Genomic DNA, 23,516 nt, shown 5'->3' with positions numbered 1-23,516 from the left:
GAAACCCTTAGTTTTTCGTGAAGTAATTGCCGACTAATTATTTTACTTGTACAAAATGAACGCCCTTCGCTCACTTTTTTGAGAGATAATTAGAGCAATTTCCGACTAATTATTTTTCCTGGAAGTTTTGAGACCAATTGGTCTCAAAAATTGCCAACCAATTATTTTTCCTAGAAGTTTTGAGACCAATTGGTCTCATTTTTTTTGAGACTGCTCAAACAAAGCCAAGGAAATCATCAAACAAGAAAATTTGACACCCATTGGGTGTCAAATATTTGCTTATTTCTGAAACAAATTGCCTAGAAATCCTTCCAAGCCACCTTTACCAGTACGATCGCCCTTCAGCTTAGCAAGCTGCATCAACAACTCGCGCTCCTCAGCCGTCACCTTAGTCGGAATATCAATAGACACCGCAATCAAATGGTCGCCGCGACTGACAGGATTTCCCAACTTAGGCACTCCTTTTTTCTCCAGAGTCAAAACAGTACCAGGCTGAGTTCCCGTAGGAATCAACAATTCCGTCGGCCCATCTACAGTTTCCACTTCCAAGCGGCAGCCCAAAATTGCTTGCAAGTAACTAATCTTCACTTCCGAATTAACATTAATGCCTTCCCGCTTAAATAGCGGGTCTTCATTCACAGCCAAGAACACGTAAAGATCCCCCGGCGGCCCGCCCAGTTTTCCCGCATCCCCTTCATTGGAAACGCGCAAGCGAGTACCGTTGTCAACCCCAGGCGGAATAGTGATTTTCAGCTTTTTCATCACTTCTTTCTGGCCCCGACCGCCACAAGTTTCGCACTTGTCTTCAATCACTTGCCCGGTGCCGTTGCAACTGGGGCAAACTGAAACTTGAGTAAAGCTGCCGAAAGGAGTGCGAGTAGCGCGGCGGACTTGCCCGCTACCGGTACAAGTCGAACAGGTTTGAGGTCTGGTTCCCGGTTTTGCACCAGTCCCGGTGCAAGTTTCGCAGGTTTCTAGGTGTTTGATGCGGAGTTCTTTGTCCCCACCAAACACTGCTTCGCGGAAATCCAGCCGCAAATCCAGTCGCAAATCGTCGCCGCGCACCGGGCCGCTGCGCCTGCGACCTTGTTGTTGACCGCCCGCACCCGTGGAAAACCCTTGGAAGAAGCTTTCAAAGATGTCAGCAAAGCTGTCGCCGAAGTCTTGGAATCCAGGTGCGCCTGCACCGGTCACGCCTGCTTCGCCGAAACGGTCGAAACGGGCGCGGGTTTCCGGTTCCGAGAGTACCTCGTAAGCGCGGTTAATTTCTTTGAACCGCTCTTCGGCACCAGATTCTTTGTTGACATCTGGATGGAACTTGCGAGCTAGGCGGCGGTAAGCACGCTTAATTTCTTCTTTGTCTGCGCTGCGAGAAACGCCTAATATTTCATAGTAATCACCGGCCATAAAGCTGCTTGCCTGGAGGTAAATAACAAAAAGTGTACGAAAAAAAAACGGGCAACCTTTCCTGAAATTACCAATTAAAAGTTAAAAATCAAGAATTAACAATGAGAATTTTTAACTTTTAATTTTTAGCTTTTCATCTCTAAAGGAAAGGATTCATCTCATCAACTTCAGGTTCTGGAACCTGTGTTGTTGGTTCTGACTTTGGTTCCGGCTGTCGTTCCGGTTGTCGCTTTGACTTTGGTTCCGGCTGTCGTTCCGGTTGTCGCTTTGACTTTGGTTCCGGCTGTCGTTCCGGTTGTCGTTCCGGTTTGGGTTCCGGTGGCGGTGGAGCTTCCGGCGGAGCTTGGAGCGCCACCAGCAGATCCGGGGTCAGCGAAATGCTGTCGTCGGTAGCTGCAACCTCTGTTGGTTGTGAAATCGTCTCGCTTTCAACCTCTACTACTGACGGGGCTGCGCTGCGAGCTTGCTCGTAGACTGCGGTACCGAGCGAGTATAGCAGTTGCTTGAAAGCTTCGATTTGCTCGGCTAGTTGCTCGGTTGTGATGTCGGGGTTAGCCATCCCGGCCTTCAAAGTTGTTGCTGCTGTTTCGGCTGCGACTTTGAGGTCGTCGCCGAGCAATTGCGCGTTGGTTTTTAAAGTGACACCACAATTATAGACCAGCGTGTCGGCTTGATTTTTGAGTTCGGCGAGTTGAACGCGCTTGATGTCCTCCTCAGCGTAGAGTTCGGCTTCTTGGCGCATCCGCTCGACTTCGGTTTCGCTCAATCCTCCTGTATTGGAGATTTGGATGCTTTGTTCTTTTCCGGTTCCCTTGTCTTCTGCGGCCACTTTGAGAATGCCGTTGGCATCGATTTCAAAGGTAACTTCGATTTGAGGTACGCCGCGGGGGGCTGCGGGAATGCCTTTGAGCAGGAATTTGCCGAGACTTTTATTGTCTTTAACCAATGCGCGTTCGCCTTGGAGTACGTGAATTTCTACCGAAGTTTGCCCGTCCGCCGCTGTGCTGTACATTTGCGATCGACTGGTGGGAATAGTTGTATTGCGATCGATTACTTTGGTGAACACCCCGCCGAGGGTTTCGAGTCCCAGGGAGAGGGGTGTCACGTCTAGCAGCAGCAAATCTTTGACTTCGCCGCCCAACACTCCGGCTTGAATTGCCGCGCCTACAGCTACAGCTTCGTCGGGATTCACGGATCGATCGGGAGAAGCGCCACCAAAATACTTGCTAATTGCCTCTTGAACTGCCGGAATTCGGGTTGAGCCTCCGACTAAAATAATCCTGTCTATATCTTTGGGGGTCAGACTTGCGTCTTTGAGGGCTTGAGTCACCGGATCGATCGTCGCTTGTACCAAATGACCCACCAGTTTTTCAAACTGAGATTTAGAAAGATCCATTTCTAAATGTTTCGGCCCTTTTTCATCAGAGGAGATGAAGGGTAAATTAATGGAGGTGGATTGCGAGAGAGAGAGTTCGATTTTCGCTTTTTCCGCAGCTTCTCTGAGACGCTGCAAGGCCATTTTGTCTTTTGAGAGGTCGCTGCCTTCTTGAGTGCGGAAAGCTTCTACCAGCCACTGAACTATGCAGTCATCAAAGTCATCTCCGCCGAGATGGTTGTTACCTGCGGTGGCGTTGACTTCAAAAATTCCGTCTCCCAGTTGCAGGATCGAAACGTCGAAAGTACCGCCGCCGAGGTCAAATACCAAGATTTTTTGTTCGATATTTTGCTTGTCGAGTCCGTAGGAAAGGGCGGCCGCCGTCGGTTCGTTGACGATCCGCAGCACTTCTAAACCCGCGATCGTACCGGCGTCTTTAGTAGCTTGCCGCTGAGCGTCTGTGAAGTAAGCTGGCACTGTAATCACGGCTTTGGTAACAGGTTGTCCCAAATAAGCTTCAGCATCTTGCTTCAGCTTTTGAAGTACCATTGCCGAGATTTCTTGGGGGGTGTGAACCTTGTTCCGAATTTGGACGTTAACGGTGTCGTCTTTGCCTTTGATGCAGGTATAGGGAGTACGGGATCTTTCTTCTTCCGTGTCGTCCCACCTGCGTCCGATAAATCGTTTGATGCTGTACACAGTATTTACAGCATTTGTTACAGCTTGCCGTTTGGCTAGTTGACCGACCAGGCGATCGCCCCCTTTGCCAAATCCTACGATGCTCGGAGTTGTGCGGCCGCCCTCGGAATTGGCGATCACGACGGGTTTACCGCCCTCTAACACAGCTACGCAACTGTTAGTCGTGCCTAAGTCAATTCCAATAATTTTTACCATAGCGCCTCATAAAACTTTGTAGGATGTTTGCAAGCCTCCAACTACAAGTTGGGGGATGAAAAACGACTCAGCTTGTTTTAACAAGCACCACCCGACCGGATTTGTAGAAATTGACACTCCCCAGCCTAAAGGCGTGGGGATTCTTAATTCATCGACTGACCTTTAAGCACCATGTCCTTGCGGCAGTCCTTAAACCTTTCAACCGTACAATAGTACAAATTGATGAGTCTAATTCACAGTAACCCGCCTAGGGTCTATCTCCAAAAGCGTACTAGGATACAAGCAAGCGAGTTTGGGTATGCCCTACCCTACTTAACAAATCAAGAAATTGTTTGTTTTTACTGGTTTAAGGATGCGTTGATCCTTTAGCTGTATAGCGAGTTTTCGCCGCTCTGCGTCCCCCGGTTTATACCTAAAAGTGTGTCTTAACTGTTGCACGATGGTAAAGGAGTTTAACCTTGACGATTTTAGTATACTACCAATACCAGCAATTCCTGATTTTTAGGAATGGATTTAAGAAATTAAAGCCGCCCTAGAAGGACGGGGTTTTAAACCCAATTTCCTGATAAACTTGATGTCCTAGGGCCAGATATAAAGACCGATCGATTTTATATTTTAGATTGAAGAATTGACTCCACAGATTCATGTGAAATCTCGCACAAAAGTCTAAAATTTGGGAATCGATGCTACACATACCTGTTCCCAGAAAAAATTCAAATATCGGCCTTGGTTCCAAATTTTTATGAGGTCAGTCATTCCCTATCACAAATCACCAATCGAAAATGGTATGAGTCGGGGGGAAGGTACCCGTTTTTGGACGGGTTCAAACATTTTTCTGAATTTGTTGAAAAAGCGCCAATCCGCTTTTAGTCCAGAGTTAAGAAGTTAGTGAGACTGCCGCCTTCACGCCCCCGAATTCTCTTCGGGGGTTAGTGACTTCGAGGAATGCAGTAGGTTGTATCCCGATTAACTTTCCGAACTATCGGGATTTTCATCTGAGGCTACCACAGATATCCCAGGCGCTGCAACCTTCACTTTGGCGTGTCGCAAGACGCGATCGCCCAAAATGTAGCCGCGTTCTAGTTCTTGGATGATTGTTCCTTCCTCGTGTTCGTCACTTGGTTCGCTCAGTAGAGCTTCGTGGAAGTTGGGGTCAAACTGTTCGCCTTCGGGGCGCATCGGAGAAACCCCGATTTGCTTGAGACTATCTACCATATGCTTGTAAACGCTTTGGTAGCTTTTGTGAATGTTCATTTCACCGTCAGTTTGGGGCTTGATGTGCGATCGAGCGCGCTCGAAATTGTCGATTACCGGTAACAGGGTTTTAATCGTGCCACATCTTGCCTGTAAATCCAACTCTTCTTTTTCCTTTTGGGTGCGCCTGCGGAAGTTTTCAAAATCTGCTGCTAGGCGGAGACTTTGATTTTTTAGCTCTTCTACTTGAGCGGATGCGGCTTGCAGTTGAGTTTTCAAAGCCTCTTTTTCATCTTTCGCCTCGGCCAGTTCCCTCTTCCAAGACTCAGCCCCATCATTTACAGTCGGACTGTTGGTGGAACCGCCCGTGAGAGCATCCCCGGAGGCGTTTGGCTTGGAGTCAGCCTGAGCACTTTGATAAGCTCGAGCAAGTTCGAGTTCCCAATCGGCAGATTCCTTCGAGTTTGCTGGTGATGGCTGAGTTTCGCTTGCCATTGGCGAACCCTCTGGGGTTTCCCCAGTTGAGCCAGGATCTAGATCTTGCTGTTTTTCCTCTTCAATCATAATAGCTGCGCGACAGAACCCTATCAATTCTAGCAGATACACTTAACCCGGTAAATCGAGAGAACTAGAATTTACTCTGTATGGCACCCTGTAATTTATAGGATATTTCGCGCCTTTGTCGAAACATCCGTCCAAGCTTTCAATAGAAACTTGAAAGTGTTGTTTATATCTCTACCGATCGCAGGAGCCAGCAACAAACCTTTTGTTGGAGCCTTGTTTGCGATTAATGGGATCGCATTTAAATCTTTTTTTAGAGTATCAGGGTCCAGTCTAAATTTATACTATCCCTGGCGATTTCCATCGTAGCAGGCCTAGTTCAGCCTGTCTCAGTGCCTTTCAGACTATTAATTTTGCAATGTGTCTCTCTGCTGCGATGAAAGTTGGTACAGTGCGAAATTGTATGTTAAAATAAGATTAAAAAATTCCCTTAATATTAGCTTTCACTATTCCGTTTCATCGCTTCTTTAGGGAAAGCTATAGATTTAAGATTTGCTTAAAACTACAGTTAAATAAACTAAATTAATCTAATTGTTTGAGGCAAAAAAATTTGAAGCAAATTATTGGTCAATAAATAGGAAGCATTTCTCCATTGGTAAAGAGCCTTGTTAAAAAAGTGCTATTCCCGCGATCGAACTATAATATCGGGTTGGCGGATTATAATTCGAGTCTAATTATAAAATAAAATAATAGTTGTAAAATATTACTACTACGCTATAAATACTTACAATTCGAGGTTGCCGAAATAGTTTTGACAATTTAATCAACCACTATTTTGATATCAGAATAGTGGTCGATCCTCTTTAACGAATCGAATACATTGTTAGTTTTGATAAAATGATAACAATTCAAGACTTTAGGATAATTTCAATCTAATAAATCATTTTTTGCTCAAAATTTATGTTTTACAATTGAGCAATTTTGCGAAGCCGTTCTCTCTCATAAAAATGCTGGTACTGCTGGTTTGATTCATTTTTTGCTGTCAGGATTTAAGATATCAAAATTTGAAATATTTGGGAATAAAAATTATAAAATAATATCTTGATATCGGGGTTGGCAATCTGTAAATACGAGGAATATCTAATTAGTTGATTTCCAGGATTTGTGAATCATCAAGTTTGAGTGACAAAGGTGGGATATCAAGGTATAGCGTTTCTCTAAAAAGTGACGTACAGGTTGAGATTTTGGATACTTCGGCTTGCTTCGACTAGGCTGGCTCACAAATCACGAGCGTACCAGTTTTAGATTTGAGATACTTCGACTTGCTTCGGCTTCGCTGGCTCACAATACGCTGGCTCACAAATCGCGAGCGTACAAGTTTGAGATTTGAGATTTGAGATTGAGGGATCGAAACCTCATCGAAAGTGAGAACTGCTATATAATTAAAGTAATATTTGGCGACCCAAAACTAGAGCTGCTCAAAGTAGGCGCGATCGAAGTGCGATCGGGCGATCGCAGATAATTAATCAAAATATATCTCAAAAGATCGATCGACCCCTTAGTCAAAGCTATCATCATTAACAAGCACATAGCCGAGCTTGAACCTAGTACAGACGCACCGCGCCTGAGAGGGCCCGGTCATTTGACCAAACAATTTGCGAATATAAAACGATCGCACAAAAGCGACACACCCCAGGGCAAATCCCCAAGTGATGTGCCACGAGGCTATAACCAGAGTATCTCGCGGGTTCATCCGGTAACTAAACAAAGTCGGCACTCCACGAACAATATCTGATGGCAAGCATCGGCAACCCCCTCCAAACTCTCGTCAATTTGTAGACCAAAGTTAGAGCGGACTACGAGCTTACACTTGACATATACGGATTGAGCCATCAAATCACAATAGCTCATCCACAAGCAAAGCATACGGGGGTTAAAAGCCCGCGTTGGTTTTCCTCTCAGCACTCTTTGTGACTGAGTTTCCCACCTATTGAGTGTTTTTCTATGACTAACGCATCCCAGGGGCTTCGCTCCACATCGATAGTTGCTCTGAGCACTTTTACTCCGGCTCTCAACAAGATGATTCAGTCGGGTTACGTCAACAGCGACCAACTGAAGCAAGCTCAAATTGAAAGCCGGAACTCGGGTAAGCGGTTGACGGAGGTATTAGAAGCGCTTACCGGGCAGCCGTTGCCACCAGAATTGCTGCGGCTTTATAAAAAGCAGCAGATGTTTGAAAGGAAGATAGTCTACGGTGTTGAGGCATTTGACCCGGAGATGAGCGCCCTGTCTAACGAGCAACTCGGAGTTATGCTTGAGGGCTTGAAGATTTCGATCGACATTTGTCACCAAGGCCGATTTTTACCCGTAGCCAAAACGGAAACTGAGCCTCCGGCGGTTGTAGTGGCAATGGTCGATCCCGACAACCTCAACGCTCAAGAAGATTTGCGGCGGATTTTGAAGCCTCACGGCTTGAGTTTTCAGCGCTTGGTGATTACCCCAGACGACTATCAGGATATAACTTCCGCCTATCAAGACGACCAAGTTAAAGTAGCAGCCAAAATAGCAGAAGCCGAAAAGCAGAGAAAGCTCGAATTAGGGGAGGGAGATTTTGGCGAACTCTCGCTCGAAGAGGAGAGTGCGGATCAAGAAGACCTAGCTAACACCTTAGACGATGCTGAAGCGGCTCCGGTAATTAAGGCCGTGAATATCATTTTGGCTAAAGCTTTGTCGGAAAAGGTGTCTGACATCCACGTAGAACCTCAAGAAGAGTTCATGCGGATTCGGATGCGGAAAGACGGGGTGCTGCAAGAGTATTTCCGGTTTCCCAAGCAGGTAGTGCAAGCGATTACGGCTCGTTTCAAGATTATTGCCAACCTAGACATTGCCGAACGCCGACAAGCTCAAGACGGTCGCATCCGCCGGGTGTTCGAGGGACGCACGGTGGATTTCCGGGTGAACAGCTTGCCTTCGCGGTACGGCGAAAAAATTGTACTGCGGATTTTGGACAGTTCCAGCACTCAGTTGGGTTTGGGTTTGTTAATCTCCGACGAGGAAACTTTGGCTTTAGTCCGAGAGTCTGCTAGCCGTCCGTTCGGGCTAATTTTGGTGACGGGGCCGACAGGTTCGGGCAAGTCAACTACTCTGTACTCGATTCTGGCGGAACGGAACGATCCGGGGGTTAATATCAGTACGGCGGAAGACCCGATCGAATATGCTTTGCCCGGAATTACCCAATGTCAAGTAATTCGGGAAAAAGACTTGACTTTTTCCAACATTCTGCGGGCGTTTTTGCGGCAAGACCCTGACGTGATGCTAGTGGGGGAAACGCGGGACAAGGAAACGGCAAAAACTGCTCTGGAAGCTGCTTTGACGGGACACTTGGTGCTGACGACGCTGCACACCAACGACGCAGCCGGGGCAGTCGCGCGTTTGGCAGAAATGGGCGTAGAACCGTTCATGGTTTCGGCCGCTCTGTTGGGCGTGTTGGCTCAGCGTCTGATGCGGCGCGTTTGCGACAAATGCTGCATTCCTTACCAGCCTACTGCCGCAGAACTCGGTAAGTACGGTCTGTCGGCTTCTCAAGAAATTGATCTGACTGTTCACAAAGCCAACACTGTACCCGTCGAAGAAAGGAAGGAACTCGCAGAACGCGAGCAACTTTGTCGCAAGTGCGGCGGCCTAGGTTACAAAGGACGGGTAGGGGTTTACGAGTACCTGAAAAATACTGAGCGGCTTCAAACTCTGATCACTCAAGGAGCTCCCACAGAGCAAATTAAGGAAGCAGCAGTAGAAGAAGGGATGAAAACTTTGTTGGCTTACAGCTTGCAGTTGGTGCGAGAAGGCGCGACTACCTTTGAAGAAGTCGAGCGGGTGACATTTACTGACTCGGGTTTGGAGGCGGAAATGAAAGCTAAGCGCAAGCAGGGACTTACCTGCAAAACTTGTCGGGCCGAATTGAAGCCCGAGATGCTGGATTGTCCGTACTGCTTGACACCGCGCTTTTTGGATTGATTCAAGAGTCAGTAGTCAATAGTCAGTAGTCAGTAGTCATTAGTCAGTAGTCAGTAGTCATTAGTTAGTAGTCATTAGTTATTGGTAGTAACGGCCAACTTTCAACTGTCAACGGCCTTCCTATCAACTGCCCACTGCCCACTGTCAACTGTCAACTTCCTTCCTATCAACTGCCGACTGCTCACTGTCAACTGTTAACTGAGTTAAATTAGTCAATAACTATCAACTCGATCTAGGAGAGGTATCTATGGGTCTGATGATTGAAGACGTACTGGAGTCCCTGGTAGAGCAAGGGGGTTCGGACATACACATCCAAGCGGGTGCGCCGATATTCTTCCGAGTCAGCGGTAAACTAACTCCTCAAACGCAATACGGCGACATTCTGTCTGCTGAGGAAGTGCAAATCCTGATTTTCCAAATGCTCAACAATATGCAGCGCAAGCAGTTGGAAATGGAGTGGGAGCTCGACTGTGCTTACGGTGTGAGAGGATTGGCTCGGTTCCGGGTGAATGTCTACCGGGAGCGGGGTGCTTGGGCTGCTTGTATGCGGGCTCTGGCTTCCAAGATTCCTAACGCAGATGCTTTAGGTGTGCCGCAGGTTTTGCGGGACATGACGGAAAGACCGAGGGGTATGTTGTTGGTGACGGGACAAACCGGTTCCGGGAAAACTACTACGATGGCTGCTTTGTTGGATCTGATCAACCGGACGCGGGCAGAGCACATTCTCACAGTTGAAGATCCGATCGAATACGTGTTTCCGAATGTCAAAAGTTTGTTTCACCAGCGTCAAAAGGGCGAAGATACTAAGAGTTTTTCTAATGCGCTCAAAGCAGCCCTGCGGGAAGATCCTGACGTGATTCTGGTGGGAGAAATGCGGGATTTGGAAACGATCGGTCTGGCTATTTCGGCGGCAGAAACTGGTCACATGGTGATGGGAACGCTGCACACTAACTCTGCCGGTGCAACGGTCGATCGGATTTTGGACGTGTTTCCACCGATTCAACAGCCCCAGGTTCGCGCCCAGGTGTCTAACTCTTTAGTCGGAATTGCTAGCCAAAATTTGGTAGTGAAAATTGGGGGCGGCCGTTGTTGCGCTATGGAAATCATGGTGAATACTCCAGCTATGTCTAACTTGATCCGGGAGGGTAAAACTCCAATGATTTACTCCCAAATCCAAATGGGAGCGAAGTTGGGTATGAGGACGATGGAAATGGCCTTGGCTGAACTTTACAAAACCGGGAAAATCACTTGGGAATCGGCAATGGCGAAGGCTTCTAAGGCTGACGAACTCCAACGCTTGATTGGCCCAGCACCTGTTGGTGGCGCCAAGGTAGGAGCTCATTAATTCCGTCAGCAGTCAGTTGTCATTAGTTATTAGTCATTAGTCATTAGTCATTAGTCATTAGTCAGTTTGCTGTTGGCGGTTGTTATTAATTATGGGTAACAACTAACAACTAACAACTAACAACTAACAACTAACAAATAACAACTGACAACTGACAACTGACAACTAATTTTTAATAAATTTTCAGAGGTGAGCTGTGGCTACCAACGTTGTCCGCGAAAAACCGAAAGGTAGTTTTGATTTCAATGCGATTCAGGAGCAAATCGAGTATAACTTTACCAGTCTTACTGTTAAGGATATGGCTATTTTTGCTCGTCAGTTTGCGGCTATGTTTAATGCGGGGGTGGCGATTGTGAGATGCCTTTCCGTGCTGCACGAACAGTGTTCTAATGCCAAGTTAAAGCGAGCGCTCAGGAGCATGAATGCTGACGTGCAGGAGGGGATAAACTTGGCAGAGGCGATGGCTAAGTTTCCTGATGTTTTTGACCAACTGTTTATCAGTATGGTGGCGGCGGGAGAGGTCGGCGGTGTGCTGGATGAAACCCTAGACCGTCTGGCGCTGATGATGGAAAAAAATCACAAAACGGAGGCGGAAATTAATTCGGCGATGTCTTATCCAAAGACTGTGTTCTCTATCGCGATCGTGATTTTTTTCGCAATGACTATATTCTTGCTACCAACTTTCGCTAAAATCTTTAAGGATATTGGTGCAGATTTGCCGGCTTTTACGCTGTTTATGTTGGCAATTAGTGCATTTTGTACGGCTTGGCCTCCGATCCAACAGATAACAGTTATTGGGGTGATTATAGCGCTAAAATTTGCCTTCGATATGTACTATAAAACTCCAATGGGCCACCTGCAAATCGATCGGATTGCGATGAAGTTACCGATTTTTGGAGATTTGATCGAAAAATCTGCTGTGGCTCGGTTTTGCGTGATATTTGGGTCGCTGACGCGATCGGGCGTGCCGATTCTCAATTCGCTGGAAATTGTGCGAGATGTGGCGGGGAACCAGGCGATATCGAATGCGATCGAATATGCCAGACAGGAAATTCAAAGCGGCGGCATGATCAGTATTGCTTTGCAAGAACAGCAAGTTTTCCCGTCTTTGGCTATTCAAATGATGGCAATTGGTGAGGAAACTGGGGAACTTGACAAGATGCTGATGAAAGTTGGCGCTTTCTACGAAACGGAAGTTGAAGAAGCAGTAAAAGGACTTACCAGTATGCTAGAACCTCTGATGATTGTTGTCGTCGGTGGTATCGTAGGTTCGATTTTGCTGTCGATGTATTTGCCGATGTTCGCAGTGTTTCAGAAGCTGTAAAAAATAGTCAGCAGTCAGTTGGCAGTTGGCGGTTGTCAGTTGACTGTTAACTGTTGACTGTTGACTGTTGACTAATTACCTATTACTTAATTTAAAATGTCTGTTAAACAATCACATTACGAGGCCTTACTAGCAGAGTACAGCGAATCTTCTGCCGCGATCGCCCTGCTGAAAAAATATCGGGTTTACATGGAAATGATTCCGAGTATCCGTCGGGCTAACGAAAGTTTAATAAGCATTCCTTTGCCGATCGCGCGCTTGCGGGACGGGGTTTCCTATGCGGGAAGCGGGGGGACTAGCATATCGGCCGGACAGGCGGTTTGTTTGCCCTGCGACTTGGTGATTTTGATGTGCGATCCCGAGTGGAAAGTGAAAATTGGAGTAGAAATTTTGATTTTCATTCATCGTCCGGGCGAAGAGTTTTCTGAGTTGCTCGGCCGCTGGCGGCAGTCTCAGGTTTGGCTGGATAATGGTTACGAATGGGTGATGCCGCACCGTTACAGACACATTTTTAGTGATGAAGCTGAGGCGGTTCATCCGCTATTTGTGTTATTTGAGGAAACGCCCGATCGCATTCAGCGCGGTTTGATGGCAGCGGGTTTGCCGTTTGTAGTTGAAAGTTTTGATTTGGCTGTTGAGGAAGTAGAGGATGAAGAGTTTCTCGGTATCGGAGAATCGGGGACTCTGGGTAAAGAGAGTTATGAGTTGTAGGCTTGTGGTGCGATAGCCCATAGCAATCCTATTTTTTGAAGTAAACTATAGCGTTTTTCCTGGCTGTGAGGTACACCGGATCGCGGGAATGAGCCTCGCGGGTGCGGGAGGCTGGTGCGTACTTCACAATGCTTGAGAACCGCTATAGATTTTTTTTCAACAAACCGCCGATCGTACTCTTGGTAAAGAGAAATGAACCGCAGAGAACGCAGAGATCGCAGAGGGGAGAGAAAGAGCAGTTTAGAATTTTATTTATATGAGTATAATTTGCTATTAAACGGAAGTTATTGAGATGAGATTGTTAAAATCCTGGCGTTTAGTTTTATTAGGTTTATTTTTTGGGATGGCTGTAATTCTATCAAATTGCAGCACTACTTCAAGCACTGTTAGCAATAATTCTCCAACTGGGCCAACTCCCGCCGCAGTTCCACCGGGCGCTTTAGTCTACGGTGCGGGCGGGCCGCCTGTCAATCTGGAACCGGGAAATATTACTGACGGGAATTCGGTGATTGCGATCGACCAAATTTACAATCGCTTGACTGATTTTAAACCGGGAACTGTGGAACTCGAACCGAGTCTCGCTACGGAATGGTCGAGTTCTACGGATGGTAAAACTTGGACTTTTAAGTTGCGATCGGGAGTAAAGTTTCACGACGGCACGGATTTTGATGCGGAAGCTGTTAAGTTTAATGTCGATCGCTGGTGGGATGCCAAAAATCCTGACGGTTTTCGAGATTCGGGGAAAACTTATCAAATTTGGAAAGACTTTTTTGCAGGATTTAAGGGTGATAAAGATTCCTTGGTAAAAGATGTTACCGTTGTCGATAAGTCTACGATTAAGTTTGTTTTAAATCGACCTTTTGCTGCCTTTCCTGCGGCGATTGGGTCGGGTTATTTCGGGATCGCGAGTCCGGCGGCGGTGAAAAAAGCGGGGGCTAAATACGGCACTCCGGGGTCGCTGGCGGTGGGTACGGGGCCTTTTGTGTTTAAAGAATGGATTTCGGGCGATCGCATTGTCTTAGAGAAAAATCCGAATTATTGGAAAACTGGAACGCCGAAAGTCAATCAGTTGGTAATTCGGTTTGTTGACGATCCGGCCGCGAGACTGGCTCAATTGCGGGCCGGTCAACTTGATTTTACTGTGGATTTAACGCCGGATCAATTGAAAGAGGTACAGGCGGATGCTAATTTAGAAACTGTTTTGCGTCCTTCTTTTAATGTGGGTTATTTAGCGTTAAATCCGAGTTACGCACCTTTATCAAAACCGGAAGTCCGGCGGGCGATCGCCCACACAATCAACAAGGAAGCCATAGTCAAAGCTTTCTGGGGAGAACTCGGTAAATATGACTCGCAATTTGTTCCGCCTTCGCTGAATTGGGCGCAGTCTGACAAAGTTAAAGATTACGAATTTAACCCGCAGCAAGCTAAAGCAATGCTGGCGAAGGCCGGTTATCCGAACGGTTTTGATTTGGATTTGTGGTATATGCCGGTCAGCCGTCCCTATTTTCCCACGCCGAAGCCGATTGCTGAGGCTTTGGCGGCGGATTTGAGCGCGATCGGGATTCGGGTAAAGTTGCTGACAAAGGATTGGTCTGCTTATTTGGCCGATCGGCTAAAACCTCCAGGTTTTCAAGCTTTTATGATGGGTTGGACTGGAGATTATGGCGATCCAGACAATTTTTATTATCCTCACTTCGGGCCTGGTTCCACGGCGGATTTGGGGAATTGGAAAAATCCGCAAGTTCTGGAACTTTTGGATCGGGGAAGGGCGAGTGGGGATAAAGCAGTTAGGGCGAAAATTTATGCGGAAGTTAGCGAGATTTTGCATGGGGAAGCTGTACGTTTGCCGATCGTACATTCCCAGCCGCTTTTAGGGAAACGCAAGAATGTTCGAGGTTGGGTTCCGAGTCCTTTGGGATCGGAGTCTTTTGAGGATGTGAGCAAGTCTTGAAAAAGTAATTTTCATGCTGAATGTACTGCCCATAGCCCTACTATAGAAATTGCCGATCGAGTGTGATAAAATTATGGAAGTACAACAAGCGTGAAATTCGCAACTACCTGAGAGCAGATGGAACAGCTCCTTTTGAAGACTGGTATAATTCGCTCCGGGATACCACAGGCAAAAACAAGATTCGGTTAAGGCTTAAGCGAGTCATGACTGGTAATCTAGGAGATTGTAAGTCTGTCGGAGAAGGAGTTTTTGAACTCAAAATTGACTTTGGCCCTGGGTATCGGCTTTACTTTGGACAAGTCGGGCTGACAATTATAATTCTACTAATAGGCGGAGATAAAAGCACTCAAGAACGAGATATTAGCAAAGCTATTCAATATTGGAAAAATTATGAAAAACGTGAAAGCACCAACGAGTAGGAGTTACCAAGAATTTCTGATTGAATCCCTGAGAAATGCCCAAGAAGCAGCAGGTTATATCGAGGTGACACTGACAGAAGCAAGCGATGAACCTAAATTGCTTCAGATGGTACTCAAAGATATTGTAGATTCTCGGCTCAAGTTCCACAATTTATCAGAATCAGCTCAAATTCAATGGGAAAAGCTTGACAAGATGTTGACAGCAAGTGCAGGTGCGGAAATTTACTGTTTTGTAGAATTGCTCGAAGCGTTAGGATTTAAACTAGGAATTACTGTCGAAGAAAGTGAGTTGCGCGTTGACTCGGAATCAACGAATATTGAGGAATCAGAACTATCCCCGGAACCAGCTAATTTATAGCTGATTGTAGCAAAAAATGCTTAATTATATTGCTAAACGCTTACTGGGACTGCTGCCAGTCCTTTTCGGAATCACTCTCCTAGTATTTATGTTTTTGCATTTGATACCGGGAGACCCGGCGACTGTGCTTTTGGGAGAACGGGGAACTCCCGAACAGGTGGAAATGTTGAGAGCGAGATTAGGTTTGAATCAGCCTTTACCTTTGCAATATTTGGCTTTTTTATGGAGTTTGCTCCGCTTTGATTTGGGAAATAGCATTATTAGCGGTATTCCGATAATTGATGAAATTAGAAGTCGCTGGCCTGCTACTTTAGAACTTTCGGTGGCGGCGATGTTGGTGGCAGTTATTATTGGAATTCCGGCGGGGATTTTGGCTGCTGTTCGCAAAAATAGCTGGCTGGACAATCTTGCGGTGAGCGGTTCCTTAATAGGCGTATCTTTGCCAGTCTATTGGTTGGGATTGATGTTAATTTATTTGTTTGCAGTTTATCTGAAATGGCTGCCTCCTAGCGGGCGAATTAGTGTAGATTTGGGGTTGGGTTTTAAGTCGATTACTGGTGTTTATGTTTTGGATTCTTTGCTGAGGTGGAATTTGGCGGCTTTCCGGGATGCGATCGCCCATCTCATCCTTCCAGCCTTGACTTTAGGAACTATCCCCCTAGCAATTATCGCTCGCATCACCCGTGCTGCTATGCTGGAAGTGATGCAGCAAGATTACATCCGCACTGCGCGGGCGAAGGGATTGCCGGAATATTGGGTAATTTTGAAACACGCTTTGAAAAATGCGTTTTTGCCGATCGTCACAACTATTGGTTTGCAGTTTGGAACGCTTTTGGGCGGCGCAATTCTGACTGAAACGATTTTCTCGTGGCCGGGAATTGGTTCTTGGATTTACAGCGGAATTCTGACGCGGGATTACCCGATCGTCCAAGGAGGAGTAATTTTTGTATCTGTGACTTTTGTATCGATCAATCTGGCGGTTGATATTTCCTATGCTTTTTTCGACCCAAGAATTCGCTACCGTTAATTATAGCAAATAACAATCCTGAAACTATTGTTAAACCTCTATATTTTCCTTTTTTTCTCTGCGTCCTCTGCGCCTTTGCGGTTCATAAAAAAAATCTTACTCACAAATCAGAGACGATTAATAGATCCAATAGAAAACGCTTGTTTAACATCCGGCCGCAGCAAGTAGTAAATGCTAGCTGCTGCAAAACCCAAAGTTAAAAAATTGACTGCTGCACCTGCGCTGCCAAACAGTTTGGCAATTTGCGACAAAATGGCGATAACATGAATAATTAATGTTCCCGTCCAAGCCCAAGTTTTGAGTTGAAACAAACCCCAAGTTAAGACTAAGGAAATAATGCCGATAATTAAAGCGATCGCAGCAAAGATTGCAATGAAGCCGCCGATTACTGTGCCAACTTTTGCGCCGCCGACAGCCGCACCGAGACCGCCAAAAATGCCAGCAAATAGTAAGATGAACAAGCCGTCAAGGATACTGAATATCCCGCTAATTAGCTGCAAAATTGCCAGAATTGTAACGCTTTGAGGACGATTCATTTTTGGTTTTTTCCATTTTTAAGGGATTTGCAAAATATTTTAACCTGTTGCGGGCACGGGGCAGATGTATTGAGGATTTAAGCTTGGCGATCGAGAAACCGGGTTTATGAGAAGCGTCTTCATATTGTGCCGTCACGAGCTTAGCACTGCCCGATCGCCCTGCGATAGCGCGCGGTCGATCGCACCCCGAAGAAAGCCTTCCCATAGAGTGAGTTTGGCGCGAGGGAAGTTTGGGCCCACATCTTGAGACTGAAAAAGCTTAACATTATTTAATAAGCTGCAATAATTAGCTATAATTGTTGATAGGTGCTGGTTGGGGAACTTTTTTTAAATCACCCGATCGGATGAGTCTCAAAGACGATGCCAAGCATCCGCAAAAATTTTACCTTTAAGGTAATCCTGAGATTAAATTAGCTGGTAAGTCGGTATGATAGTTAGTCCTAAAGAGGAAGCTGCTCAGGTCAAGGTGGAAGATTCTCAGATTGCAGACACCAAGGCCGCAGAGACCACAATTGCAGATAATAAAACCGCCCAAAAGCAGTCTCCGAAGAAACCCGCGCGCAAGCCGAATCGGTGGGCGATAGGCTTGGTTGCAGCCGGGTTGCTAGCTGTACCGACTACCTTATACATAGCAAAAATTCGATCGCAGCCGAAAGTAGATGCGATCGCCACAATGACAGTGCCGGTGGAAGCGCAAAACCTCACGGTGCGGATCACGTCCAGCGGCACGGTGCAGCCCGTACAGCGCGTGAATCTCAGCCCCAAAGGCTCCGGGCGCATCGCAGAATTATTTGTCGAACAGGGCGATAAAGTCGAAGCAGGACAAATCGTGGCCCGCATGGAAAGCCGCGATGTAGAAGCTCAACTGGCTCAAGCTAAAGCCCGCGAAGCCAGCGTGCAAGCCAAACTTGCCAAAATTGAAGCCGGGAATCGATCGGAAGACATCGCCAGCGCCCGAGCGCGCTTAGATCAAGCCGAGGCGACTCTGGCTCAACTCCAAGCCGGCAGCCGCGTCGAAGAAGTAAACCAAGGGCGAGCTCGTTTAGCCCAAGCTCAAGCTAATTTGCAGCAACTGCGAGCAGGTAGCCGCATCGAAGAAGTAGGCCAAGGGCGAGCTCGTTTAGCCCAAGCTCAAGCTCGCTTAGCAGATGCTCAAACCGGCAGTTTAAAACAAGAAATCGCCCAAGCACAAACGCAAATTGAATCGAGTAAAGCCCAAGCCGAACTAACAGCTAAGCGGGTGGAACGCAACCGCCCGTTAGTGCAAGAAGGCGCTCTTGCTAAAGATAAACTCGATGAATTAATCAAAGAAGATCGCACTGCCCAAGCTAAATTAACAGAATCCCAAAAACGCCTCCAACAACTGCAAGAAAGTCGCAAGTCGCAAATCAAGCAACTGCAAGCTGCTGTCGATGTCGAGCAGCAAGCATTAAAACAGTTGCAAAACGGCACGCGATCGGAAGCAATTGCCAAAGGCGAAGCAGAAGTTGCCGAAGCAAAAAGCAAATTAACGCAACTAGAAAACGGCAACCGTCCAGAAGAAATCGCTAAAGCCGAAGCCGGAGTTGCTGAAGCAAAAAGCCAATTGGCCGCCCAAGAAAACGGTGCTCGCCCCGAAGAAATAGCTGCCGCTAAAGCTGATTTAGCCGAAGCTCAGGCTCAAGTCCGTTTTCAAGAAGTGCAGTTAGAAGATACAAAAGTTCGCGCTCCTTTTGCGGGAGTTATTACCCAAAGATACGCAATTGAAGGAGCTTTTGTAACTCCGGCAACTTCGGCATCGGAAGCTACTTCGGCTACTTCGACATCGATTGTCGCTTTGGCTAAAGATGTGGAAGTTTTGGCGAAAGTCCCGGAGGCAGATATCAGTCAAATTAAACCTGGTCAAATAGTTGAAATTGTAGCTGATGCTTATCCCGATAAAGTGTTTAAAGGTCGCGTTAAGTTAATTGCGCCGGAAGCTGTTAAGGAACGGGATGTGACGCTGTTTCAAGTGCGAGTTGCCATTGATTCTGGCAAGGATTTCTTGCAGTCGGGTATGAATGTTGATTTGAGATTTGTCGGTCAAAAGCTCAGCAATGCTTTGGTTGTCCCCACGGTGGCAATTGTGACCAATAAAGGTCAAACGGGTGTGCTAGTTCCCGATGAGAAGCAGCAGCCGAAGTTTAAGCCTGTGACTGTGGGATCGACTATTGGTAACAAGATTCAGATTTTGGAGGGTGCCAAGGCGGGCGATCGGGTGTTTACTGAACTTCCTCAAGGTAAAAAATTAGAGGATATTATCAAGAATCAAAAGTAGTCAGTTGATAGTTGGCAGTTGGCAGTTGTTAGTAGTCAACAGTCAACAGTCAACAGTCAACAGTCAACAGTTAACAGTTAACAGTCAACAGTCAACAGTCAACAGTCAACAGTTAACAGCCAATCTAAAACCTAAAATCCAAAATTTAAAATCGAATCATGGATATTATTGAAAGTGTCAAAATGGCTGTCACAACTTTGACGGCAAACAAACTCCGCAGCAGCTTGACGATGTTAGGAATTATCATCGGTAATGCCTCTGTAATTTCGATGATCGGTATCGGCGAAGGAGCTCAGACGTTTATTGCGGGACAGGTTAACTCTCTGGGGTCAAATTTGCTATTTATCATTCCCGGAAGTCCGGAAGCGCAAAGTCGTCCGGTGATTCCGCCTCAGACGTTGGTGTTGGAAGATGCAAATGCGATCGCCTCTCAAGTTCCTTCTGTCCAAGAAGTTGCACCGACTCTCAATGACAGTCAACTGGTTACTTTCCGCAATAAAAACGTTTCGTCTTCTATTGTCGGGACTACTCCCGAATTTCTGTCGGTAAGAAGCTTTGATGTTGCTAAAGGTCGTTTTTTAAATAAATTAGATTTAGAAAGACAAGAAAATGTAGTTACTTTAGGTTCAGAAGCTGCCGAACAATTGTTTGGCAATACACAGCCTATCGGTCAATATATTCGCATCAAAAATTCTACTTTTCAAGTGATTGGAGTGATGCAGTCCAAGGGTTCGACTTTTGGCGACAATCAAGATATGAACGTTTATTTGCCACTGACAACCATGGCAAACAGGATTGTCGGCCGCTCGTCTCCCTATGGGACAAAGGTAACATTTATTTCGGTTTCAGTCAAAGATGAGAGTTTGATGCGGGCGGCGCAGTTTCAAATAGAAAATCTGCTCAGATTGCGCCACAATATTACTAAAGAGGATGATTTTACTGTCCGAAATCAGAAGGATTTAATGAATACTTTGGGCAGTATAACTGGTGCTTTGACTCTGATGCTGGCTTTTGTGGCGGCAATTTCGCTGTTTGTGGGCGGCATCGGGATTATGAATATTATGCTGGTTTCTGTGACGGAACGCACTAAGGAAATTGGACTGAGAAAGGCGATCGGTGCTTCGGGACAGGATATCTTGATTCAGTTTATGATTGAGGCTGTGATTTTGTCGGCTGCTGGTGGCGCGATCGGCACTGGATTCGGTATCGGCGGTGTGCTTTTGGTGTCTGCTTTCACTCCTTTGCAAGCTAGCGTGTCTCCAGTGGCGATCGCCCTTGCAGTTGGTGTTTCTGGCAGTATCGGCTTATTTTTCGGCATCGTACCTGCAAAACAAGCTGCTAAGTTAGACCCGATTGTGGCATTGAGAAGTGCTTAAGCAGAAGGAAGAAGGAAGAAGGAAGAGGGAAGAAGGAAGAGGGAAGAACCCAGATAGTTTTACATTTAGTTCTGCACGCACACAGTTTATCTCTAAGATTCACAGTTTATGATAAAAAAACTGTTTTTTGCCAGTTGTTGAAGATCGGAAAGGACTGAAGTCCTCACTACAAACTTAATTCCAAAATTATGAATTTTATTGAAAGCGTCAAAATGGCCGGTCAAACATTGGTAGCAAACAAAACTCGCAGCAGTTTAACGATGATTGGGATGATTGTCGGAAATGCTTCGGTAATTGCGATGATTGGAATTGGAGAGGGAGCACAAAAATTTGTTGCAGGACAAGTTCAATCTTTGGGTACAAATGTATTGATCGTGAGGCCGGGAGTGCCCAATGCTAGGCGAAGTTCGATCGCCAGCGCGCCTCAAACATTGATAGTAGAGGATGGTAAGGCGATCGCCACTCAAGTCCCTTCGGTGCAAGGTGTTTCAGCAGAACTCAACAGTTCGGAGATTGTTCGCTACAGCAACAAAAATGTTTCGTCTCTAATTTTTGGCACAATTCCAGAATTTGTCACTGTCAGAAATTTTGAAATGGCTAAAGGGCGATTTTTGACGGAACTCGATGTTAAACAAAACAATCAAGTTGTAGTGTTAGGTTCAGAATTAGCCGAGAAACTGTTTGACAATGCTAACCCCCTGGGCGAACAAATACGAATCAAAAATGTCAGCCTGAAAGTGATTGGAGTATTCGCGCCCAAAGGCACATCTTTTGGTACGAATTATGATAACTCGGCTGTTGTGCCGATCGCCACAATGGCCAACCGCATTGTCGGGCGGAAATCTCCCTACGGTTTAGCTGTCACCTCGCTGTTTATTTCTATTCAAGATGAGTCGAAAATGGATGCGGCTCAATTTCAGGTAGAAAACTTGCTGAGACTGCGGCACAAGATTACCACAGAAGATGACTTTACTGTCAGAAATCAGAAAGATTTAATGGCGACAATGGGTGCGATTTCCGGGGCTCTGACACTGATGCTAACTGCTGTTGCTAGTATTTCTTTGTTGGTAGGCGGAATTGGGATTATGAACATTATGCTGGTTTCTGTGAGCGAGCGGACTCAAGAAATCGGGCTCAGAAAGGCGATCGGGGCTTCGCAACAAGATATCCTGTTTCAATTTATCGTCGAAGCTGTAATTTTATCGGCTGCCGGAGGGATAGTAGGTACTTGCGTAGGTGTCGGCGGTATCTTGCTTGTAGGTAATTTCACGCCCCTGCAAGCTGGCATTTCACCTGTGGCGATCGCCCTTGCTGTCAGCGTGTCCGGCACTGTAGGTCTGTTTTTCGGCGTTGTTCCGGCGCGTCAGGCATCAAAACTCGACCCGATCGCAGCATTGAGAAGTGCTTAACAAATAATCGCACACATATATTGTACTTAAGTAAATACCGGAATAATTGCTACTATTTTACACTTTTATTCTCACCATGTATATAACTTAAAACATTATTAAGCTCGCCAGTAAGATGGTAAATAATTAAAACAGCTCAGGTATATTTACGTACAAAAAACTCCGAAAATTTATAAAAATCAGTGAAACATTAAAGATTTCATAAAGTTGAAGTCAGGGTATTTACGTAGTAAGGGCAAATTATAATAAGATAAATCAGAAGTACACAGACGCTAGCATTTATCCGTACTGTGAGTATTTGCTATTATTTAACCAACAATCTTCTATAAATACCAATGGTTTCTCTTACCGGTACTGCGAAATTCGACTTCCTCGAAGGAACTTCAGAACCAGACAGAATTAACGCCTTGGATGGCAACGACATAATTTACGCCAACAGCGGAGACGACTATCTCGAAGGCGATGCAGGTAAAGACAAAATCTGCGGCGATCGAGGCAACGATACGATTTTAGGCGGTGCAGACGACGACATCCTCTGGGGAGGCAAAGGCAGCGACCTAATTTTGGGCGATTCCGGCAACGATATTATTTACGCGGGTGCAGGCAGCGATACCGTGACCGGTGGCTCCGGCGATGACATCTTTGTTATTGCTAAAGACGACGGCGGCCCAACTTTAGCAACAGCCGACTACATCACCGACTTCGGCAGCGGCAGCGACAAAATTCAATTGCTAGACGGCCTGACATTTGAAGACTTAGACATCAAGCAAGGCACGGACGCTAACAGCAACAGTACCGTAATTCAAGACAAACTCACGGGCGAGTATTTAGCAGTATTGCCGGGAGTCAACAGCAGCAGTGTCAACCGATCCAACTTCACAACTCAACTATCGGGAAACCCCGTCAGAGATTGGAACGCAATAATTCTAGAAGCAGTGCAGACAAATAATACCGATCCTCCGGCAGCCGCCCGCAACATGGCAATCATGCACGCAGCCATTTACGACTCGGTAAACTCGATTAGCAAAAAATACAGCCCTTACCGCGTCAGCATAGATGCACCAGCAGGCACATCACAAGAAGCTGCCACAGTAGCAGCAGCCCACCGCGTCTTAGTCAACCTTTACCCAGGAGAAGCCGGTAAATTCGACGCAGCATTGCAATCATCTTTAGCAAAAATTCCCGACGGCAAAGCCAAAACAGACGGTATCGCCCTCGGACAAGAAGTTGCCAACCAAATTATCAGTTGGCGCAGTACAGACGGCGCGGACAAAACAGTCACGTACCAGGGCAAAACAGACCCCGGCAGTTGGATACCGACTCCCGCAGCTTTCGCAACGCCGCTAGCGCCCCAGTGGCCGGATGTGACTCCCTTTGCC

At 46.4% G+C, this 23,516-nt stretch carries 18 protein-coding genes; 13 read left to right on the top strand and 5 right to left on the bottom strand.

Features of this window, described 5'->3' with window-relative positions:
- Window positions 1–279: 279 nt before the first annotated feature.
- From dnaJ to grpE, 3 genes are all read right to left on the bottom strand, one after another.
- Window positions 280–1,407, bottom strand: a complete 1,128-nt coding sequence (gene dnaJ / locus AACV78_RS16900) for a molecular chaperone DnaJ (RefSeq protein WP_194009412.1) — start codon at window positions 1,405–1,407, stop codon at window positions 280–282.
- Between the two features lie 139 nt (window positions 1,408–1,546).
- The gene (gene dnaK, locus AACV78_RS16895; RefSeq protein WP_194009413.1) at window positions 1,547–3,676 is read right to left on the bottom strand and encodes a molecular chaperone DnaK; all 2,130 of its coding nucleotides are present in this window, start codon (window positions 3,674–3,676) and stop codon (window positions 1,547–1,549) included.
- Between the two features lie 966 nt (window positions 3,677–4,642).
- Window positions 4,643–5,434 (bottom strand): nucleotide exchange factor GrpE, encoded by a 792-nt coding sequence (gene grpE, locus AACV78_RS16890; protein ID WP_194009414.1) that lies wholly within the window; start codon window positions 5,432–5,434, stop codon window positions 4,643–4,645.
- A 1,336-nt stretch (window positions 5,435–6,770) separates the two neighbouring features.
- Between grpE and AACV78_RS16885 the strand changes: the two genes are divergently transcribed.
- From AACV78_RS16885 to AACV78_RS16845, 9 genes are all read left to right on the top strand, one after another.
- On the top strand, window positions 6,771–6,893 hold the full coding sequence (locus AACV78_RS16885; RefSeq protein WP_255512936.1) for a hypothetical protein: 123 nt from the start codon (window positions 6,771–6,773) through the stop codon (window positions 6,891–6,893).
- Between the two features lie 482 nt (window positions 6,894–7,375).
- On the top strand, window positions 7,376–9,385 hold the full coding sequence (locus tag AACV78_RS16880; protein WP_194009415.1) for a GspE/PulE family protein: 2,010 nt from the start codon (window positions 7,376–7,378) through the stop codon (window positions 9,383–9,385).
- Between the two features lie 247 nt (window positions 9,386–9,632).
- Window positions 9,633–10,730: a type IV pilus twitching motility protein PilT gene (locus tag AACV78_RS16875; RefSeq protein ID WP_194009416.1), complete on the top strand. Its 1,098-nt coding sequence runs from the start codon at window positions 9,633–9,635 to the stop codon at window positions 10,728–10,730.
- Between the two features lie 196 nt (window positions 10,731–10,926).
- On the top strand, window positions 10,927–12,054 hold the full coding sequence (locus AACV78_RS16870) for a type II secretion system F family protein (protein ID WP_194009417.1): 1,128 nt from the start codon (window positions 10,927–10,929) through the stop codon (window positions 12,052–12,054).
- A gap of 96 nt (window positions 12,055–12,150) precedes the next feature.
- The gene (locus AACV78_RS16865; RefSeq protein ID WP_194009418.1) at window positions 12,151–12,765 is read left to right on the top strand and encodes a hypothetical protein; all 615 of its coding nucleotides are present in this window, start codon (window positions 12,151–12,153) and stop codon (window positions 12,763–12,765) included.
- A gap of 292 nt (window positions 12,766–13,057) precedes the next feature.
- Window positions 13,058–14,716 carry an ABC transporter substrate-binding protein gene (locus AACV78_RS16860; RefSeq protein WP_194009419.1) on the top strand — a complete coding sequence of 553 codons (1,659 nt, stop codon included), beginning with the start codon at window positions 13,058–13,060 and terminating at the stop codon, window positions 14,714–14,716.
- A gap of 62 nt (window positions 14,717–14,778) precedes the next feature.
- Window positions 14,779–15,135: a type II toxin-antitoxin system RelE/ParE family toxin gene (locus tag AACV78_RS16855; protein ID WP_339383692.1), complete on the top strand. Its 357-nt coding sequence runs from the start codon at window positions 14,779–14,781 to the stop codon at window positions 15,133–15,135.
- Window positions 15,107–15,493 (top strand): helix-turn-helix domain-containing transcriptional regulator, encoded by a 387-nt coding sequence (locus AACV78_RS16850; RefSeq protein ID WP_194009420.1) that lies wholly within the window; start codon window positions 15,107–15,109, stop codon window positions 15,491–15,493. Before AACV78_RS16855 ends, AACV78_RS16850 begins: the two co-directional genes overlap by 29 nt.
- Window positions 15,494–15,509: 16 nt before the next feature.
- On the top strand, window positions 15,510–16,520 hold the full coding sequence (locus tag AACV78_RS16845) for an ABC transporter permease (protein WP_194009421.1): 1,011 nt from the start codon (window positions 15,510–15,512) through the stop codon (window positions 16,518–16,520).
- 107 nt (window positions 16,521–16,627) lie between these two features.
- On the opposite strand, the gene AACV78_RS16840 is transcribed toward AACV78_RS16845, so the two are convergent.
- Window positions 16,628–17,056, bottom strand: a complete 429-nt coding sequence (locus AACV78_RS16840) for a hypothetical protein (RefSeq protein WP_194009422.1) — start codon at window positions 17,054–17,056, stop codon at window positions 16,628–16,630.
- Complete coding sequence (locus AACV78_RS16835; RefSeq protein WP_194009423.1) at window positions 17,007–17,261, bottom strand: hypothetical protein; 255 nt, start codon at window positions 17,259–17,261, stop codon at window positions 17,007–17,009. Before AACV78_RS16835 ends, AACV78_RS16840 begins: the two co-directional genes overlap by 50 nt.
- 222 nt (window positions 17,262–17,483) lie before the next feature.
- Between AACV78_RS16835 and AACV78_RS16830 the strand changes: the two genes are divergently transcribed.
- From AACV78_RS16830 to AACV78_RS16815, 4 genes are all read left to right on the top strand, one after another.
- Window positions 17,484–19,352: an efflux RND transporter periplasmic adaptor subunit gene (locus AACV78_RS16830; RefSeq protein ID WP_194009424.1), complete on the top strand. Its 1,869-nt coding sequence runs from the start codon at window positions 17,484–17,486 to the stop codon at window positions 19,350–19,352.
- Window positions 19,353–19,510: 158 nt separating this feature from the next.
- Window positions 19,511–20,728 (top strand): ABC transporter permease, encoded by a 1,218-nt coding sequence (locus tag AACV78_RS16825; protein ID WP_194009426.1) that lies wholly within the window; start codon window positions 19,511–19,513, stop codon window positions 20,726–20,728.
- A gap of 188 nt (window positions 20,729–20,916) precedes the next feature.
- Window positions 20,917–22,137, top strand: a complete 1,221-nt coding sequence (locus AACV78_RS16820; protein WP_194009427.1) for an ABC transporter permease — start codon at window positions 20,917–20,919, stop codon at window positions 22,135–22,137.
- Between the two features lie 335 nt (window positions 22,138–22,472).
- Window positions 22,473–23,516 (top strand): M10 family metallopeptidase C-terminal domain-containing protein (locus AACV78_RS16815; RefSeq protein ID WP_445329587.1); only part of this gene is annotated, 1,044 nt, incomplete at its 3' end.

It is taken from the genome of Tychonema sp. LEGE 07196, from assembly GCF_963890365.1.
Lineage (GTDB): Bacteria > Cyanobacteriota > Cyanobacteriia > Cyanobacteriales > Microcoleaceae > Microcoleus.
This window is presented reverse-complemented; position numbering and strand designations above follow the sequence as displayed.

Bases quoted from the DNA above. Each gene is read 5' to 3' on its own strand.
- AACV78_RS16845 (WP_194009421.1), top strand. From the start codon at position 15,510: ATGCTTAATTATATTGCTAAACGCTTACTGGGACTGCTGCCAGTCCTT.
- grpE (WP_194009414.1), bottom strand. From the start codon at position 5,434: ATGATTGAAGAGGAAAAACAGCAAGATCTAGATCCTGGCTCAACTGGG.
- AACV78_RS16860 (WP_194009419.1), top strand. From the start codon at position 13,058: ATGAGATTGTTAAAATCCTGGCGTTTAGTTTTATTAGGTTTATTTTTT.
- AACV78_RS16825 (WP_194009426.1), top strand. From the start codon at position 19,511: ATGGATATTATTGAAAGTGTCAAAATGGCTGTCACAACTTTGACGGCA.
- AACV78_RS16875 (WP_194009416.1), top strand. From the start codon at position 9,633: ATGGGTCTGATGATTGAAGACGTACTGGAGTCCCTGGTAGAGCAAGGG.
- dnaJ (WP_194009412.1), bottom strand. From the start codon at position 1,407: ATGGCCGGTGATTACTATGAAATATTAGGCGTTTCTCGCAGCGCAGAC.
- AACV78_RS16880 (WP_194009415.1), top strand. From the start codon at position 7,376: ATGACTAACGCATCCCAGGGGCTTCGCTCCACATCGATAGTTGCTCTG.
- AACV78_RS16820 (WP_194009427.1), top strand. From the start codon at position 20,917: ATGAATTTTATTGAAAGCGTCAAAATGGCCGGTCAAACATTGGTAGCA.
- AACV78_RS16835 (WP_194009423.1), bottom strand. From the start codon at position 17,261: ATGGGAAGGCTTTCTTCGGGGTGCGATCGACCGCGCGCTATCGCAGGG.
- AACV78_RS16830 (WP_194009424.1), top strand. From the start codon at position 17,484: ATGATAGTTAGTCCTAAAGAGGAAGCTGCTCAGGTCAAGGTGGAAGAT.
- dnaK (WP_194009413.1), bottom strand. From the start codon at position 3,676: ATGGTAAAAATTATTGGAATTGACTTAGGCACGACTAACAGTTGCGTA.
- AACV78_RS16840 (WP_194009422.1), bottom strand. From the start codon at position 17,056: ATGAATCGTCCTCAAAGCGTTACAATTCTGGCAATTTTGCAGCTAATT.
- AACV78_RS16865 (WP_194009418.1), top strand. From the start codon at position 12,151: ATGTCTGTTAAACAATCACATTACGAGGCCTTACTAGCAGAGTACAGC.
- AACV78_RS16850 (WP_194009420.1), top strand. From the start codon at position 15,107: ATGAAAAACGTGAAAGCACCAACGAGTAGGAGTTACCAAGAATTTCTG.